The following is a 16,436-nucleotide window of genomic DNA, read 5'->3' as shown; positions in this document are numbered from 1 at the left end:
TGGGCATATTACATGTTATATGCCAAACCTTTTAAAGGATGATTATTTATGTCCATCGCTATTATGTCACTGTTAGCATGTATAGTATTGATTGTATTTGCTATTGTTCCGAAAGGTTTAATGCTTACGGAGATTGTTTTTTTGTACTTTATTATTGGAATTTTAACAATTACGATATTTACAATATTAGATGTTAATTTGCACTGGGTCCCTCTTACTCGCACGGTTGAAGGTTCATTTGCTATGTATATTTGCCGATTTATTGTGATACCATTTCAAATTCTCCTGTCTATTTGTATCCTTTGCTCTTCATGGAAGACAAAATGGCGATTACTATTTACTGGGCTCATTGTGTTGTTTTTATGCTTGGAGGATCGGATCTATATATGGGCAGATCTTCTTGCCTTCGAGAATTGGAATCAGTTATATTCTGCTCTTTTGTATGTTATATCAATAGTTTTAGTATGGTGGATAGCCCGCTGGTTTATTGGCCTGGATAAAGGAGAGTTGGAAGAAAAATGAAAGAATTACATTATGATTTTCATTTTAGTTTAAATGAGTGGAGTATCCTTATCTCGATTTTTTTGGGATTTTTATTGGTGATATTGCTCCCAAGGCGTTTTACCAAAAAGACGATGAGTATATATCTCATGTGTGGTATTTTTTTTGGTTTCGTTTTTGACCATACGTTAAGTATTTTACCAGTGCGTTATTATATAATAAATGACAGTTCTTCTTTTGAAATAATGGATTTCTTTTCCCATGTAATGTATGCCCCGATAAGCTACCTTTTCTTTTATCTATATGATCTCTTCCATATTAAACCTAATTTTACGCTGTTATACATTTTAGGCTGGGCCCTTGTGAGTGTTGCGATAGAGAGAATTTGTGGCATGATAGGGATTTTTCATTATCAACATGGATATACGATTTATTATTCCTTTGTTATTTATTTATTAGTTATTAGCATTTGGATTATCTTTTACAGATTGATTAAAGAACATGGAGAGAAACAATATTAGCCGAATTCCGTATGAAATAAATCAAGATTTGTTATCCGAAAGAGGATATTTTAACAGGATGAATAAAAACGGGGACTGTTTTCAGGAAGAAAACAAGCCCTTTTTTTAAGAAGTATAACCAATTAAGAAGCTGATAAATAATATTATTAATACTATGGCTGTTATTCCAACATATAACCAGTCCTTTTCTTTATAAAAAGCATAACAGGATATTCCAACTCTTAATACAGGGGTTAGGATTAAACAAAAGAGACCTAGCATAATAATGGCAAATGGTTTAAATGCAGCAACCCCAATAAAAATGTCTTTAAAATTAGTAGGGAACGTTTCCTTATAACCAGAGTTATTTGTAATCAAATAAGTAATAATGCCTACAAAAATAATTAGGGCAGAGACAAGAACCCCGAATCTAAGTATTTTTCCGATTGTTTCCTCAATAATGACTAATTCTTCTTCAGAAGTTTGTTCTTTTTTTTGTGCTTCCATTAAAATTTCACCCCAAATCCTTCTAATATCATTTGAGCACCGATATAGCATAAAAGTGGAATAAAAATAATTCGGATCCATTTTGCTGGTAATATTTGCATTACTTTTGCTCCAATTGTGGATCCAATTAATACCCCAATAGCAACGGGAGCAGCAACTTCTGGTAAGATAGAGCCGTTGAAAAATAATACAGTTGCACTTGCAGCAGCAGTAACTCCCATCATTAGGTTGCTAGTTGCGCTAGAAGGCTTGAGTGGCATTTTCATAAATGTATCCAATGCCATTACTTTAAAGGCACCACTGCCAATCCCTAGTAACCCACTAGCTAATCCTGCCCCAAACATCACACTAAACCCTGCTGGGACTTTTTCGACTTGATAATCAATTTGTGTCTTTAGGCTTTTATCATAATATGTATTATTTAGTTTTAGCCTGTCCGATAAATAGTCAGGTTGCGCCTTTTTCAATACTTCTTCGCCCGAACGGAGCTTTTGTACCATATTGATCGCTGAGTAAAGTAAGAAAGAACCAAATAAAATAAACATTAGAGTCGGCGAGAGAATGCCTACTAAGATTGCTCCTATGATCGCTCCAACCGTAGTAGCAATCTCTAAAAACATGGCCACGCGAATATTGAGCATTCGATCTCTTAAGTATGCTACTGCTGAACCGGAACTTGTTGCAATAACAGATATTATACTTGCTCCAATCGCATGGTGGATATCAAACCCAAATCCTAGTGTTAGAACTGGAGTAAGAATAATCCCTCCACCTATTCCGAGGATAGAGCCCAGAAGCCCGGCAAAAATACAAATAAAAAGAAGTAAAATGAAAGTTAGCATTACATAGCCTCCTAGTGAATAAGGTAATGTCTTAAACATAGTGGTAAATCTCTACATAAAAGAATCGAATGAAAACTAATTCTTACTTAAGAATTAGAATGATAGTTTAAAAGAAAACAAAGATTTGTTGTAAGTCATTTGAACCATACTATTTCATTGACAATATGTCAATATATTTGTTCATTCTAATGTTCTAATCAAGTAATAACCCATACATAGACATAAGTTCATAGATGTTTATGCGTTTTTTATAGGGATAGATAATAGAAAACGATTTGTTTGTTGACAAAAAATCAACAGTCCGCTATTTTAGTAGTATATTGCGTGTTAATATTACAAATTCTTAATATAAATGAATAATAAAAGATAGGAGCTTAATCTAATATGAGGGACATCAATGAGATTGGATTATTATTAAAAAATCTTTTGAAGAAAAATGCTATGTCAATGAGAAAGCTCAGTGTGTTAACGAATATTGACACAGCTACAATCTCACGAATAATTAACGGCAAAAGAAGACCAACCCCAGAACATCTTCAAAAATTTGCAAAGTTTCTTGATTTTCCTGTAGATAAAATGTTTACAGCGGCCGGTTATTTACCTTCAGAAGTGTCAAGTCAATCAGAAGATATCTTCGATTCTATCGAAACCATTCAAAGTGAATTATTCTCTTCTAACCACTATAAGGAGACCTTTTCTATCAAAGAAGTGCAAGAACAGCTTCAAAAATATAATCATTATGCATTGACTGATGAAGGAAAGGGATTAGTAGCTGATAAATTTGAAGAAAAAGTGCAAAAAGTAGAAGGGGTAGGACCATTCATACAACAACTAAAAGAGTATTATCAACGTTTTTCCAACAAAAAAGGAAATATTACGGAATTAGCTGTTATGGGAGCCGCTCTTATCTATTTTATAATTTCCGTTGATGTTATTCCGGATTACATTTTCCCAATCGGATATTTAGATGATGCGGTAGCAATTAAGATTTCGGCTAAGCTTTTGCCTGCAAAGGGTTAGAGAATAAAGGAGATATAGAATGGAAAATAATACGAGAGTAAAAAGAAAAAAGGGAATAAGGTGGAAGAGGGTTTTTGGTTTTGCAATTCTTATTTTTGCTTTAGCCGTTTTTTATTCTGTTTATCAATATAATAAAGGCTTAAAACAAGCAACCCAAATGAAAGGAAATAATAAAATAGAAAGTAGTTTTGAAGACTTTGAAGGACCTGAGCCACAATTTGGAGAAATTAATATTATGTTGTTAGGAAGTGATTCGCGAGGAGAGGAACATGCTAGAACGGATACACTAATGATTGTGCATTATAATCAAAATACACATAAAATGAAAATAGCCTCTATTATGAGAGACATATATGTAAATATTCCGGAAATAGGATATCAAAAAATGAATGCGGCATTTGCTTATGGCGGACCTGAATTAGTAAGAAAAACCTTGAAAGAGAACTTTGGTATTGATATTAATTATTATGCGATTGCAGATTTTGAGGGTTTTTCCAAAATTGTAGATATAGTAGCTCCTAAAGGAATTGAAGTTGATATCCCATATGAGATGTCCTATGGGATTGGTATGACATTACATCCAGGGAAACAAGTATTACATGGCGATCAGTTATTAGGTTATGTCCGTTTTCGCCATGATCGATTAAGTGATTTTGGCAGGGTGGAGAGACAGCAGGAAGCAATAGAAAAGCTGAAAGAACAAGCAGTTAGTATGCACAGTGTAGTGAATTTACCTAAAATCCTAGGTACTGTTACGCCTTATATTGAGACAAACTTAGATACACCTACAATATTGTCGATAACAAAAGGGTTAGTAGTAAATAAATCAGACGATTTGGACCGTATTAGAATTCCAGTTCAGAACTCCTATGAAAATGATACGGTTAATGTGGGAGCAGTATTAAAAATAGACATGGATGAAAACGCAAGAGTATTAAATGAATTTTTAGCTGATGGACATGGACTTGTAGAAGGAAAGGCAGGTAATTAATCAAATAAATCTTCCTTTGCTGATGGCTATGCTTTTCTATAGACTTAGTTCAGCAACAATCCTCATCCTAATTATGGATGAGGATTGTTTTAAGTGATAATAAGGTTTACTAGAATAATATTTTTTTGGTAGAACAAGAAATTTGAATGGTGAAACACTTTTTTTATGCTTGGGATTTCCCTATATATAGTTTGTATACAATGAGAGTAAGAAAAGAAATGAATAGAATTCTCTAGCATATTTTGTCAGAAAATATGCTATTATTATTTTATTCATAATACAAAGAGAATTTATTTGGAACAATATGGGGGAATAAGATGAAGACCTGGATACTACAGAAATTATATTGGATCATACCAGGGGTGCTGATTTTATTAGGACTGTTTTTATTGTTTTTTGAAAATTTTTCTAAGGTGACAGCGCAGCCAGAGCCGGATTGGAGCAAAGGATTGTTAGTTGGACAATCTGAAGTAAATAAACTGCCGGCAATCAAGGAGACGGGTGATGGAGGTTACTTGTTCTCTTTCTTTCAGGAAAATAAGTTAAAGACGGCTATCATGACCAATGACTTTAGGATTAAGGAAGAGAAAAATTATGATATACCTGTAGACAAATGGACACAAATATATCAGGGAAATGATGAGCTTATTTATTTTGATTATGAAAATATTTTTGACCAAGATAAGACACAATTAGTTGCGGATGTAGAGGAGTTTATTCCACTCGAGAAAACTATTCTCTATATAAAAGAAAATAAGCTTTTTCAATTAAATCCTGAAACAAAAGAAACGTCGGAAATTATGGATATTGATCTAGAAAAGGAAAAGTTAGCAGTAGAGGAAAATGCGGATGGCATTCACCTTCTATTATTTGCAAAGGAAAAGGGCAATGTTGACCTTGCTTTATCTCGTGTCCAAGATGGGAAAGTCAACCACTTATATGAAACAAAGGTAAAGGTTGATCCTGGGAAGATAGTAAATGGCATATCTTTTACGTTTGAAGATCAAAAACTGGCGTTATTGCTTCAAGAGGAATTAGAATTAACGCAAGGAAAACCAGAGTTTTTCAACTATTATGCAGAAATTGATATTACAAAAGGACAAGAGGCTGTGCAATATGAGTTAACGTTCCAAGATCCTGCAAGGGAGAATGGGAAGCTAACAGAAATTTCAGATGTTGCATTTACCTTTAGGGATGGAAAGCCGCGCCTGCTATTTAAGGCGAATGGTTATACAGAAACGAAATATAATGAGAAGACTGGATTCAATATTTATGAATCGGAAATAGGGGAAAACGGAAGTACAAAGACGGAGCGACGAAGCAATACAGCTGCGATATCGACTATTCCACAATGGTTAAATGAAGATATGATTGCATGGATGGATTTACATGGAGATGGCAATAAAGTCTATGTTTCTTCCAATGAAATTACAAAAATAAACAAACAAATAAAACATACATCTGAGGATTGGCTGCAGGCATTTGGCAAAACATTTGGAATGATTTCCACCTCTTTTTTCGCCTTTGCACTTTCCTTTATATGGTTATTGTGGCCAATACTATTTGTTATTTTCATGTATGTATTTTTTAGTAGAAAGGTTGATTACAATCCACCGTGGATTTTCTATACCGGAATTGGAATCTATTTGATTGCAGCAGTTATATGGAAGGATCGTTTCTTTGTTCCGAATATACTTGCAACTGCACCTAAGTACCTAACATTTACGGGCAGTACTTATTTTTATTTGTTATTATTTGCGGTTATTTCCTATTTTTTATCCATACTAACAAAACGTATCAATGAATGGACAGGTGCACCGAGGATTATCTATTTTGTTGGTGTACACATTATTTTGTTAACTGTATATTTTGGTCCGTATATTATCTATTAGAAAGGAGTGGCTTTTATGAACCTATTTGAGGGATTTTTATAACGACATTGGAGCTGGATTCGTGCCCCTCCAATTATAAATAGAATAATAGAAACATATGAATAAATATAATTGGAGGGATAGCATGAGAACAGAGAAGCAAATATTAGATTTAGTGTTAAAAGTGGCTAATCAGGATAAGAGAGTAAGAGCTGTTTGCATGAATGGCTCGAGAACAAATCCAAATGTACCGAAGGATGCTTTTCAGGATTTTGATATTGTTTATCTAGTAGATGATATGGAATCTTTTATGAATGAGCCTAACTGGATTGATGTTTTTGGGAAACGAATCATTATGCAAACCCCAGAGGATTCCTCGCTTTTTCCGGCAGAGCTAGGCGGAAGATTTTCCTATCTTATGCTATTTACGGATGGTAACCGCATCGACTTAACCCTTGTTCCGCTGGAGGAAAAGAACAAGTATTGTCAGGAGGATGGGTTGACGGTGATTCTCTTAGATAAAGACAATAGTCTCCCTTGTATACCCCCTAGTACAGATAAAGATTATTGGGTAAAAAAGCCAACTGCCGAACAATTTTCTGATTGCTGTAACGAATTTTGGTGGGTCTCTACCTATGTTGTTAAGGGATTATGGAGAAGAGAAATTCTTTATGCGATTGACCATATGAATATCATAAGGGCGATGCTGTTAAAAATGTTGGAATGGAAGGTAGGCATCGAAACAGATTTTTCCCTTAGTGTAGGAAAAAACAGTAAATACTTAAAACAGTATATTGATGATGATACATGGAAAAGGCTCATGCATACCTATCCGAGTGGCGATTATAGTCTAGTCTGGAAATCGTTATTTTCTATGACAGCATTATTTGAGGAAATCGGATTAGAAGTTGGCAGAAAGATGGATTTTCTTTATCCCTTAGAAGAGGCGGAAGGGGTGAAAGCTTATTTAAACCATGTTCGTCAATTGAAGCCTAATGCAGCAGAGGTATATTAAAGATAATAGGCGGTTTTTTTGCAGCAGCAGAGACCGCCTTTTGATGATATGGGAACCTTTAAATAAAAAGCTGAATATCAGACTTTAAAGCATCTTTAAGATAAACCTTAGCGTCGACAATTTCGACTTCTGGATAAAACTCTTCTTGCTTAAATCCAAGTATATCAACTGATAATTTGCAGGCAAGAAACTTAACTTGTTTTTTTCTTGCCCCTTTTAAGAAAGCTATAAGTGGTGAAGCTTCTTCCTCCTCAAGCATTTCCTTCATCATTATTTTACCTAGACCAGCATAATTCATTTTAGATAAAGGAAGCTGCTCTACGTCTTTAGGTTGGAAGGTGCTAAACATTTTTTCATAGAAGGACTTACCTTCCAAATCGACTTTTTCGGGATCACGAAGTAATAAAAGCCCCCAAAAGGTGAAAAACATGGTTACCTCCACATTTATTTCCCGGGCACTATTAGCTAGAATGAAACCAGCCATTGCTTTATCGTAGTCCCCGCTAAACATTAATACGTTTAATTTTTTTTCCATGGAAAAATTCTTTTCTTGTTTAAGAATATCTTTAGCTTTCATCAAATAGTTTTGGATATGCGGATTTCACTATATTGTCATATTTACGGAAGAGAATAGAAAAAAGCGGATATAATAGGAAGGTGATGAGCAGTCATGCTATATCGTAAATTTACAGCAAATGATTTTGAGTTATATTACCAATTAGTTTCTAATGAGCGAGTGATGGCCCAGATTACAGAAAGAGCTATTCCGTTAGAAGAGGCAAAGGCTGACTTTGAGAAATTATTGATCCGCAATGACAAGAATCAGATCTTTGGATCATATGCTTTTTTTCAACCAGCCTCAGAAGTATTTATAGGGCTTGGTCATGTGACTTTAACGGAGCAAGAGCTTGCTGAAGCAGAACTTGGCTATATGCTTTTGCCAGAACATTGGGGGAAGGGATATGGCGGTCTGGTTGCGGATAGATTGATGTCATTAGTGAAGCATACAGATATAAAGGTAATAAAGGCAATTATAGATCCTGCTAATAGAGCCTCGAGAAAAATATTAGTGAGTAGAGGATTTACTTCAGCATGGATTGGAGAAATAGAAGGCCTGCCAGGAGAGATTTTGAAGAAAGTTCTTTAATAGTCTAGAAGGTATTATGTGAAAATTCATTTAAAAAGTTGTTGTGTACTTTTAAACGTTCCCGTATTATCTAATTTATATGTATTTATAAAGGAGTATTAGATTTATGCAATCAAGAATTTCTTTTTCAACTTATGCTCTAATTGGGACGATGCTTTTTGGTATGTTTTTTGGAGCGGGAAACTTAATTTTTCCTATTCAGCTTGGACAGCTTGCGGGAACAAACTTTTGGCTTGCGCTAGCTGGCTTTTTAGTAACAGCGATTGGGCTTCCTTTTCTCGGTATATTAGCAATTGGCTTATCAGGAAGCAATGGCCTGCGCGAGCTTTCAAGTCGCGTTCATCCAGTGTTCGGATTTCTCTTTTCGTTATTTCTTTATTTAACGATTGGTCCATTCTTTGCTATTCCACGTACAGCGACAGTTCCATTTGCAATAGGGATTGAACCGTTTGTCGCTAATAGCCATATTGCTTTATTTTTAGCTATTTTTAGTTTTCTTTTCTTTTTACTGGTTTACTATTTTTCCTTAAATCCGGCAAAGATTATGGATGTGATTGGGAAATATCTGACTCCTGCTTTTCTGCTGTTTTTATTTTTATTAATAATAGTAAGTGTTGTTCGCCCGATGGGGAGCTTTCAAGAGCCACAGGGAGCATATCTAAATAATGCTTTTATGACAGGTTTTAAAGAAGGATACAACACCATGGATGCTCTAGCATCTCTAGCCTTTGGTATAGTGGTGATTAACGCTATTAAAGGGAAGGGGATTATGGATGTAAAGAGTATTGCGAAGACAACATGGAAATCAGGAATATTTGCCATGCTGCTAATGATGTTTATCTACGGATTTATCACTTATATGGGTTCTTCTAGTGTACAAGCTGTAGGAACTTTTGAAAATGGCGGACTTATCTTTGCTGCAGTAGCTAAGCATTATTTTGGTCCTTTTGGCGGCATTTTGCTTGCGGTTATCATTGTGCTTGCCTGTTTAAAAACAAGTATTGGATTAATAACGTCTTGTAGTGAATTTTTTCATGAAGTATTTCCGAAGATTGGCTATAAGACTTTTGTGCTTAGTCTATGTGTTGTTTCTTTCTTATTTGCCAATTTAGGCTTAAATAAAATTATTCTATTTGCAGTACCTGTGCTCATGTTCTTATACCCTTTAGCAATTGTGCTTATCATACTTGCTCTTTTTTCGCCATTATTCAAAGGCAAGCAAAGTGTGTACCTAACGGCAATGGTGCTAACATTCTTTGTAAGTATATTGGATGGCTATCAAGCACTTGTAAAAAGCATCCCAGAAGCTAAGCTTAGCTTTTTTGAGGAGATTGGGCATTTTTACGAGAATATTCTCCCCTTTTACGAGATAGGGTTAGGCTGGGTTTTACCCGCCCTTATTGGTGCGGTGATTGGATATTTCGTTCGTAAATAGTACGCAGAGGGCGGTTCTCCTGCATTCCATAGAGGAAGCGGGAGAACCGTCTTTTTATTACCATATTTATCAAGTTTATTATTTGATAAACATTCTAAATAATACACCGATAGTAATAGTGCTATTAGTGTTTTATAAAAGAGTCAAGGGATGTCATGTAAGTTAGGGTGGTAGCTTATAACAGGTCAATCTGTAATTAGGTGTAGTAAATACTCTTTATTAAGAGTATTTTTTTAACGCTTAATGATTCTACTTGGGGGAAGCAGAGCAATATAAAGAAAATGAACAGGGAACAAGGGTGAAAGGTATGAAAATAAAATTAAAGCTAGGAACAAAAATAAATATAATTGTTTTTGCAATTATTATTGTTCTGTCTGGGGTTATCGGTTTTTTAGTAAATCAGGAAATAACAAGAGGAATGAAACAATTTGCTACAGAGAAAGCAAAAGGGGATATTGGACTTGCTTATCGGTATATAAATAATAAATATCCAGGTGATTGGGAAATCAAAGAAGATAAACTATATAAAGGAAATACGGTTCTCAATGATAATTTTGAGGTTGTAGATAAAATAGGCGCGGATACTGGTGATACCGTAACTGTTTTCCAAGGAGATACACGCATTGCGACGAATGTCATGATGAATGGAGAACGAGCAATTGGCACACAGGCCTCCCCAGAAGTTGTGAGTACAGTATTAGATCAAGGAGAAAGATTTTATGGGGAAGCAAATGTAGTTGGCCAATTGTATCAAACTGCGTACATGCCTCTAGAGAACAAAGCAGGAGAAGTTATTGGAATTCTATATGTTGGAGCTTCTCAAGAAATTATTGATAGTATTATATCCTCCTTTTTATGGAAGTTTATCGTGGTCTTGGTGATGATGATAGTGTTAGCTTCTGTTGTCGTATACTTCTATACAAGTCAATTGAAAAAGAGACTTTCTAATTTAACAGCTGCCTTAAAATTGGCTGGAGAAGGCGACTTTACAAACAATATTCAAGACAATGCTGGTGATGAATTAAGTCTCTTGTCAGATAGCTATAATAAAATGGCAGACAACCTTAAGTTGATGGTAAATGAATTGATGTTGTCCTCTGAGCGACTTGCTTCTTCTTCAGAAGAATTAACAGCAAGTGCGGAAGAGACTAGCAAAGCAACAGAGACCATAACAGAATCTATACAGCAAGTTGCGGATGGGGCAGATCAATCGACTACTAGTGTTCAGGAAAGCTCGTTTGCTTTAGAAGAGGTCTCAAAAGGGATTCAATCAATTGCCGCTAATGCTGTTATTATTACTGATATGAGTAAAAGTACAACAGAGAAGGCAAAGGAAGGCAGCTTTTTTGTGGATAAGACTGTAAACCAAATACACGAAATCAATCGTTCTGTGGCAATAAGTGGAAAGGTAATGAAGAATTTAGATAATCGATCCCAAGAGATTGAAGAAATTACAAAGGTCATTACAGATATTGCGAACCAGACGAATTTATTAGCATTAAATGCGGCCATAGAAGCGGCTAGAGCTGGAGAACATGGGAAAGGCTTTGCGGTAGTTGCAGATGAAGTGAGAAAATTAGCAGAGCAATCTCAAAAATCATCTTCTCAAATTGCCTTATTGATTAAAACAATACAGGAAGATATGATACAATCCAATCAATCGATGGAAAAAGTAAATACGGATGTAAAAGCAGGATTGGAAGTTGTTAATCAAACAAAGGATAATTTTCAAGAGATTTATCACTTTATGGAAAAAATGACAGAGTTGACGGAGGATATGGCGGCAACCTCTGAACAAATTTCTGCAAGTACGCACCAAGTTTCATCAACCGTATCTGGAATCATTAACATATCAGAGAATACTTCTATGCATTCTCAAAATGTGGCAGCTTCAGCAGAAGAACAGCTTGCATCCATGGAAGAAATTGCGTCCTCTGCTTCCGACTTATCGAATTTAGCGGAGAATTTACAAGAACTAATTAGTAGATTTAAAGTATAAGAATATGAAGGGACGATACTCCTGCTTTTCTTCGGGAAGGAGGGAGAACTGTCCCTTTGTGTATGCTAAGTCAGCAATAAAACCAAAGAATTAATGGCAAAGTCAATATTGATTCATCATTTGCTGAATTCTCCTTTTTATTTCATTTCTTATGTCTGTGGGTTCGATCACTTCTAAATAATTCCCGTAGGATAATAGGTAGCTGTATAACCATTCCCCTTTTATATGAGAGGTGCAAATGATATGATAGCCATCCTTCTCTTTTGAGATATACTTTTCCTCAAATTCATCATAAATCCGATAACTGGCTCTGGAACTAATTCTGAGCACTAAGTCTGCCCATTCTAAATAATCCCCATCCAAAGAATCATTTAAAATTAATTCTTCCGTTTTTTTTATGTTGTCATAAATTTCATTAGTTAAAGCTATATTAGACATACGGTTTATTTTAAAAGTTCTATTCGCCGATTTTTCTAGGCAAAAACCTTCTAAATACCAGGCTTTATCCTTAAACAATAATTTTGTCGCAAGAATTCGCCGTAAGCTCTTTTCCCCATTCGAATTGATATAGTGAAACGAGAGGATATGACGCTCTAGAATGGCTTGTCTAAAAAGGGAGAAGTATTCCTTTCTTTTTGTATCACTGCCCCATGCTGAAAAATCTACCTCAATCCACTTAGTTTCGCTTTTTTGAAATAGATGACTTAGTTTCGCTAAAATATCGCTTGTATCTGGGTAATTAGTGGCAGATAGACTTTGCAGGGAAAATAGTATTTCATCCTGCTCTTTGTATAAAAGGAGTGATTTGTTGAGTACAAACTGATCCATCAAGGTAATTCCGCCACCTTTACCTTGGGTTGTATAAATAGGAATGCCAGACTCCGTAAGAACTTCAATATCGCGGTATATAGTTCGAACAGATACTTCAAGTTTATCGGCTAGTTCGTTAGCCGTGATCATTTTTCTTTCTAGCAATATATAGATAATTTGAAACAGTCTACTTATTTTCATGGGAAGACTCCTTATTGTGGAATATGGAGAGAAACGGAAGAACCGCTCCTCTGTCACCATTTTAATGGTGGTTTATCTAATTGAGCTTCTATTCCTAATTCTTCGGCTGCTGCTAAAATAAATTCTTTGCGGAAGAAGTAGCTTTGGTGGCTGACGATTTTGCCATTCTCGATTTCTTGTATTTGAATATCGTGAATTTTTAATTGCCCATCGATTTCTGCTAATACAATAATAACAGGTTTTCCCCATAAGATTTTTGACATTGCTGTATGTCCGGGTAATCCGTAGATGAGAGAGCCGTTACGCATTTCGTCTTTGGAATACTCTTGGAAGCCAAGGAAAGCTTCATTTTGAGCATAATCACTATAAAGACGTAACATCTTATCTAAATTTCCTTCATTGAATGCCTGCAGGTAAGCTTGAATAGTTTCTTTTTGTGCAAAATTAGCTTCTGTATATGTTTCAGAATTAGAAAAGTCTAAGGATTTAATTTTTTTTCGAGCGCGTTGAACGGAAGAATAGACCCCGCCTGGAGTACTTTTTACAATTCCTGCAACTTCTTCGGCGCTAAAATGAAAAACATCTAGAAGAAGAAAGGCAGCTGTTTGTTTAGGCGTTAAATTTGATTCCAAAGAAAGTAGAATCTCTTCTAAGAGTAGATGATCTGTAAAAGCAACGGAAGGGGTTGGAATATCTTCTAAGATTCCAATCTCTCTTTTCCTTTTTCTACACTGATCAATCCAAGTATTTGTCGCGATTCGAAAAAGATAGTTCTTTTTATCTGTAATCTCATGCCACCTTTGTGGAACCATTCCAAATGATTTAATAATTGTATCTTGAAATAAATCTTCTCCATCCCAAGGGGAACCTGTAACATATTTACAATAGTTCCATAAGGATTCGGAGTAGGATGAAATCATTTCTTCCAATTCATTTAATAATTTTCTTGATTCCTCTGTAAAATGCTTAGTGAACATTTTTTTCATTATTTTACCTCCTAAAGTCTTTTCCTATATATAACGGCCAGGTAGAACAAAATTAAACGGGTAAAATTATTTTTTTTATTAAGTGTATCATCCAAAGAAAAGAGAAGCGAGAAGCGATCTCAAAATATGACATACTGTTGTCAGGTTAATTGGATTATACTAAGAATAATTTTTAAAAGAGGATGGTTTGATGGAAACTAGATGTGCCTGGGCAAATTCCAGTGAATTGATGCGAGAATATCATGATAAAGAGTGGTGTATTCCAAGTCATAATGATCGATATTTGTTTGAAATGCTTGTACTAGAGGGAGCACAAGCTGGATTGTCTTGGTCAATCATTTTAAAAAAGCGAGAAGCATACAAAAAGGCCTTTCACGATTTCGATTTAGAATACTGTGCAAACCTAACAGAAACAGAGTTGGAAAATATCCGAATTAATACAGAGGTTGTGAAACATCCGTTAAAGATTAAATCAGTTAAAAGCAATGCCTTAGCAATGATAGAAATACAGAAAGAATACGGAAGTTTTGCTGAATTTTTATGGTCTTATGTAGATGGAAAACCAATCATATCAAATTGGCAGTATGACAGCGAAATACCAGCGCAAACTGACCTATCAAAGAAAGTCAGCAAAGATTTGAAAAAAAGAGGGTTTAAGTTTGTAGAACCCATAACTATCTATTCCTATATACAAGCAGTCGGAATAGTCAACGACCACATAACTAGCTGTGCTTTTCATAAAGAATAAAGGAAATCGAGGAGGTTCTCCTGTTTTTGAAAGTATTCCAAGCTTTTAAACAAACTGGATAGGAATCTTACAAAAAAGTATCGAGAGTACAAGGGGAAGCTTGACTAAACCAGCGCTTTTCTTATAAGAAAAATATTCAGCAGAAAACAGAAAAATTGCCCCTCTACTTCCCATTTATGGTATAATAATGTTAATTAGATGAATGGAGGGTTGCTTTAAGATGTGGAATTCTATCTCGATTGTATACTTTATGTAACTAATTTTATAGTACTTAAAGGCTCTGCCTGTGTGTAGAGTAATCGGGATTAGTTTGCCTATTTTTAAAAGCAACCTTTCATTAACGTTATTTATAATGATGTGGTGTAAAAGGGGAGAATTATGCTCTCTTTTTATTAAAATGGAATAATATTTTCTTTAGAAACCCATTTTAGGCTTAGGGTTTACTTTAAATAAATACTATTCCTCTTTCTTATTCCGATTGCTTCACACACAGGTGACCACCTGTGTGTTTTTTTATGAACAGAATGGAGGAACAGGAATGGAAGGAAAACAAAAAGCGATAGTAGTAGGCGTTCATTATGATCAGAAAGAAGACTTTGCTAATTCAATGGAAGAGCTAATTCAATTGGCAGAAGCTTGTGATATAGAAGTAGTGGGAGAGATAACGCAGAAGTTGGATCGGGTTCATTCTGGACACTATATTGGGAAAGGGAAACTGCAGGAGTTAACTGCATTGCTTGCGGAGAAGGACGTGCAGGCTGTTCTTTTCAATGATGAGCTGTCTCCTTCCCAAGTTCGTAATTTAGAGGAAGCAACAGATTGCCGAATCATTGACAGAACAGTATTGATTTTAGATATATTTGCTCAAAGAGCGAAGACAAAAGAAGCGATGCTCCAGGTTGAAATCGCAAAATTGCAATATATGCTGCCTCGATTAGCTGGTTTAGGAGAATCACTAGGTCGTCAAGGAGGAGGATCTGGCCTTATAAATAGAGGGTCAGGGGAAACGAAGCTTGAATTGGATCGAAGACGGATTGAAGACAGAATTAGTCGCTTGCATAAAGAGTTAGATACGCTCGTGGTCCAACGTAAAAACCAGCGAAAGATGCGAAAAAAGAAAGAGTTGCCAAGTATTGCACTCGTTGGCTATACGAATGCTGGGAAGTCGACTTTAATGAATGTGCTGCTTGAAAAATATCATGCTGCAACCGAGAAAATGGTGTTTGAAAAGAATATGCTCTTTGCAACCCTTGAAACATCAGTGCGCAATATTACATTGCCAAATAATAAATCCTTTTTATTAACAGATACAGTTGGATTTATTAGTAAATTACCGCACCAATTAGTAAAAGCATTCAGGTCGACCTTGGAGGAAGTGGCGGAAGCTGATTTGCTTATTCATGTCGTTGACTACTCTAATCCAAATTATCAAGAGCAAATCAATGTGACTAATAAGACTTTAAAAGAGCTTAACGCGGAAAATATCCCAGCTATCTATGCTTTTAATAAGATAGATTTAGCAGCAGGAGATACATCGATGGCAGGAACAGATGGAGTTTATCTTTCTGCTAAAAGGCAAATTGGAATAAATGAACTAGTGGAAGCTATTTCTAAAAATGTCTTTAAGCAGTATATTTCCTGTGAAATGACTATCCCGTATGATAAAGGGAATGTACTATCCTATTTGACGGAAAAGGCAAATATCCTTTCAACAGAATATAAGGAAGAAGGAATATTCCTATCTATCGAATGCAAAGAAGAAGACTATAATCGTTATCGAGAATACGTAATATAAAATACGCAGAGAGACGTTTTACGGCTTCTATTTTTGAAAAAGGGAAGCGCAAGAACCGTCCCTCTGCT

16 protein-coding genes are annotated in these 16,436 nt (G+C 35.3%); 11 read left to right on the top strand and 5 right to left on the bottom strand.

The annotated features are described in order from the left end of the window. Nucleotides 1-48 precede the first annotated feature (48 nt). Complete coding sequence (locus tag NSQ89_RS21795; RefSeq protein ID WP_047943967.1) at nt 49-522, top strand: hypothetical protein; 474 nt, start codon at nt 49-51, stop codon at nt 520-522. Next, entirely contained in the window at nt 519-1,022 is a 504-nt protein-coding gene (locus tag NSQ89_RS21790; protein ID WP_047943968.1) for a hypothetical protein, read from the top strand. Before NSQ89_RS21795 ends, NSQ89_RS21790 begins: the two co-directional genes overlap by 4 nt. 105 nt (nt 1,023-1,127) lie before the next feature. On the opposite strand, the gene NSQ89_RS21785 is transcribed toward NSQ89_RS21790, so the two are convergent. Next, nucleotides 1,128-1,508: a DUF1634 domain-containing protein gene (locus NSQ89_RS21785; RefSeq protein ID WP_047943970.1), complete on the bottom strand. Its 381-nt coding sequence runs from the start codon at nt 1,506-1,508 to the stop codon at nt 1,128-1,130. Then, the gene (locus NSQ89_RS21780) at nt 1,508-2,350 is read right to left on the bottom strand and encodes a sulfite exporter TauE/SafE family protein (RefSeq protein ID WP_047943971.1); all 843 of its coding nucleotides are present in this window, start codon (nt 2,348-2,350) and stop codon (nt 1,508-1,510) included. Before NSQ89_RS21780 ends, NSQ89_RS21785 begins: the two co-directional genes overlap by 1 nt. A 384-nt stretch (nt 2,351-2,734) precedes the next feature. Here NSQ89_RS21780 and NSQ89_RS21775 point away from each other — a divergent pair, with 384 nt between their 5' ends. From NSQ89_RS21775 to NSQ89_RS21760, 4 genes are all read left to right on the top strand, one after another. Continuing rightward, nucleotides 2,735-3,370, top strand: coding sequence for a helix-turn-helix domain-containing protein (locus NSQ89_RS21775; RefSeq protein WP_047943972.1), 636 nt, complete (start codon nt 2,735-2,737; stop codon nt 3,368-3,370). Nucleotides 3,371-3,389: 19 nt separating this feature from the next. Beyond that, entirely contained in the window at nt 3,390-4,361 is a 972-nt protein-coding gene (locus NSQ89_RS21770; protein WP_095322842.1) for an LCP family protein, read from the top strand. A 317-nt stretch (nt 4,362-4,678) separates the two neighbouring features. After that, a complete protein-coding gene (locus NSQ89_RS21765) occupies nt 4,679-6,253 on the top strand; it encodes a hypothetical protein (protein WP_095257916.1) in 1,575 nt (524 codons plus the stop codon). A gap of 124 nt (nt 6,254-6,377) precedes the next feature. After that, complete coding sequence (locus NSQ89_RS21760; RefSeq protein WP_341133304.1) at nt 6,378-7,247, top strand: aminoglycoside 6-adenylyltransferase; 870 nt, start codon at nt 6,378-6,380, stop codon at nt 7,245-7,247. Nucleotides 7,248-7,305: 58 nt separating this feature from the next. On the opposite strand, the gene NSQ89_RS21755 is transcribed toward NSQ89_RS21760, so the two are convergent. Then, on the bottom strand, nt 7,306-7,782 hold the full coding sequence (locus tag NSQ89_RS21755) for a DsrE/DsrF/DrsH-like family protein (RefSeq protein WP_047943977.1): 477 nt from the start codon (nt 7,780-7,782) through the stop codon (nt 7,306-7,308). Between the two features lie 135 nt (nt 7,783-7,917). Between NSQ89_RS21755 and NSQ89_RS21750 the strand changes: the two genes are divergently transcribed. The 3 genes from NSQ89_RS21750 (at nt 7,918) to NSQ89_RS21740 (ending at nt 11,828) form a co-directional block, all read left to right on the top strand. Beyond that, nucleotides 7,918-8,394: a GNAT family N-acetyltransferase gene (locus NSQ89_RS21750; RefSeq protein ID WP_047943978.1), complete on the top strand. Its 477-nt coding sequence runs from the start codon at nt 7,918-7,920 to the stop codon at nt 8,392-8,394. Between the two features lie 106 nt (nt 8,395-8,500). After that, nucleotides 8,501-9,829 (top strand): branched-chain amino acid transport system II carrier protein, encoded by a 1,329-nt coding sequence (gene brnQ, locus NSQ89_RS21745; RefSeq protein WP_047943979.1) that lies wholly within the window; start codon nt 8,501-8,503, stop codon nt 9,827-9,829. A gap of 307 nt (nt 9,830-10,136) precedes the next feature. Beyond that, nucleotides 10,137-11,828: a methyl-accepting chemotaxis protein gene (locus NSQ89_RS21740; protein ID WP_341133303.1), complete on the top strand. Its 1,692-nt coding sequence runs from the start codon at nt 10,137-10,139 to the stop codon at nt 11,826-11,828. Between the two features lie 102 nt (nt 11,829-11,930). On the opposite strand, the gene NSQ89_RS21735 is transcribed toward NSQ89_RS21740, so the two are convergent. Together NSQ89_RS21735 and NSQ89_RS21730 are read right to left on the bottom strand one after the other, a co-directional pair. Further along, nucleotides 11,931-12,899: a helix-turn-helix transcriptional regulator gene (locus NSQ89_RS21735; RefSeq protein WP_341133302.1), complete on the bottom strand. Its 969-nt coding sequence runs from the start codon at nt 12,897-12,899 to the stop codon at nt 11,931-11,933. Then, the gene (locus NSQ89_RS21730) at nt 12,893-13,825 is read right to left on the bottom strand and encodes an RNA polymerase sigma factor (protein ID WP_016201423.1); all 933 of its coding nucleotides are present in this window, start codon (nt 13,823-13,825) and stop codon (nt 12,893-12,895) included. Before NSQ89_RS21730 ends, NSQ89_RS21735 begins: the two co-directional genes overlap by 7 nt. A 190-nt stretch (nt 13,826-14,015) precedes the next feature. Between NSQ89_RS21730 and NSQ89_RS21725 the strand changes: the two genes are divergently transcribed. Then, the gene (locus NSQ89_RS21725) at nt 14,016-14,573 is read left to right on the top strand and encodes a DNA-3-methyladenine glycosylase I (protein WP_341133301.1); all 558 of its coding nucleotides are present in this window, start codon (nt 14,016-14,018) and stop codon (nt 14,571-14,573) included. A gap of 538 nt (nt 14,574-15,111) precedes the next feature. Next, nucleotides 15,112-16,368: a GTPase HflX gene (hflX, locus tag NSQ89_RS21720; RefSeq protein WP_061800745.1), complete on the top strand. Its 1,257-nt coding sequence runs from the start codon at nt 15,112-15,114 to the stop codon at nt 16,366-16,368. The last annotated feature ends 68 nt before the right edge of the window (nt 16,369-16,436 follow it).

Origin of the sequence: Niallia sp. FSL R7-0648 (assembly GCF_038007005.1) — a bacterium.
Lineage (GTDB): Bacteria > Bacillota > Bacilli > Bacillales > Cytobacillaceae > Niallia > Niallia circulans.
Note: the sequence above shows the minus strand (reverse complement) of the source record. Positions and strands in the feature narration are given on the sequence as shown.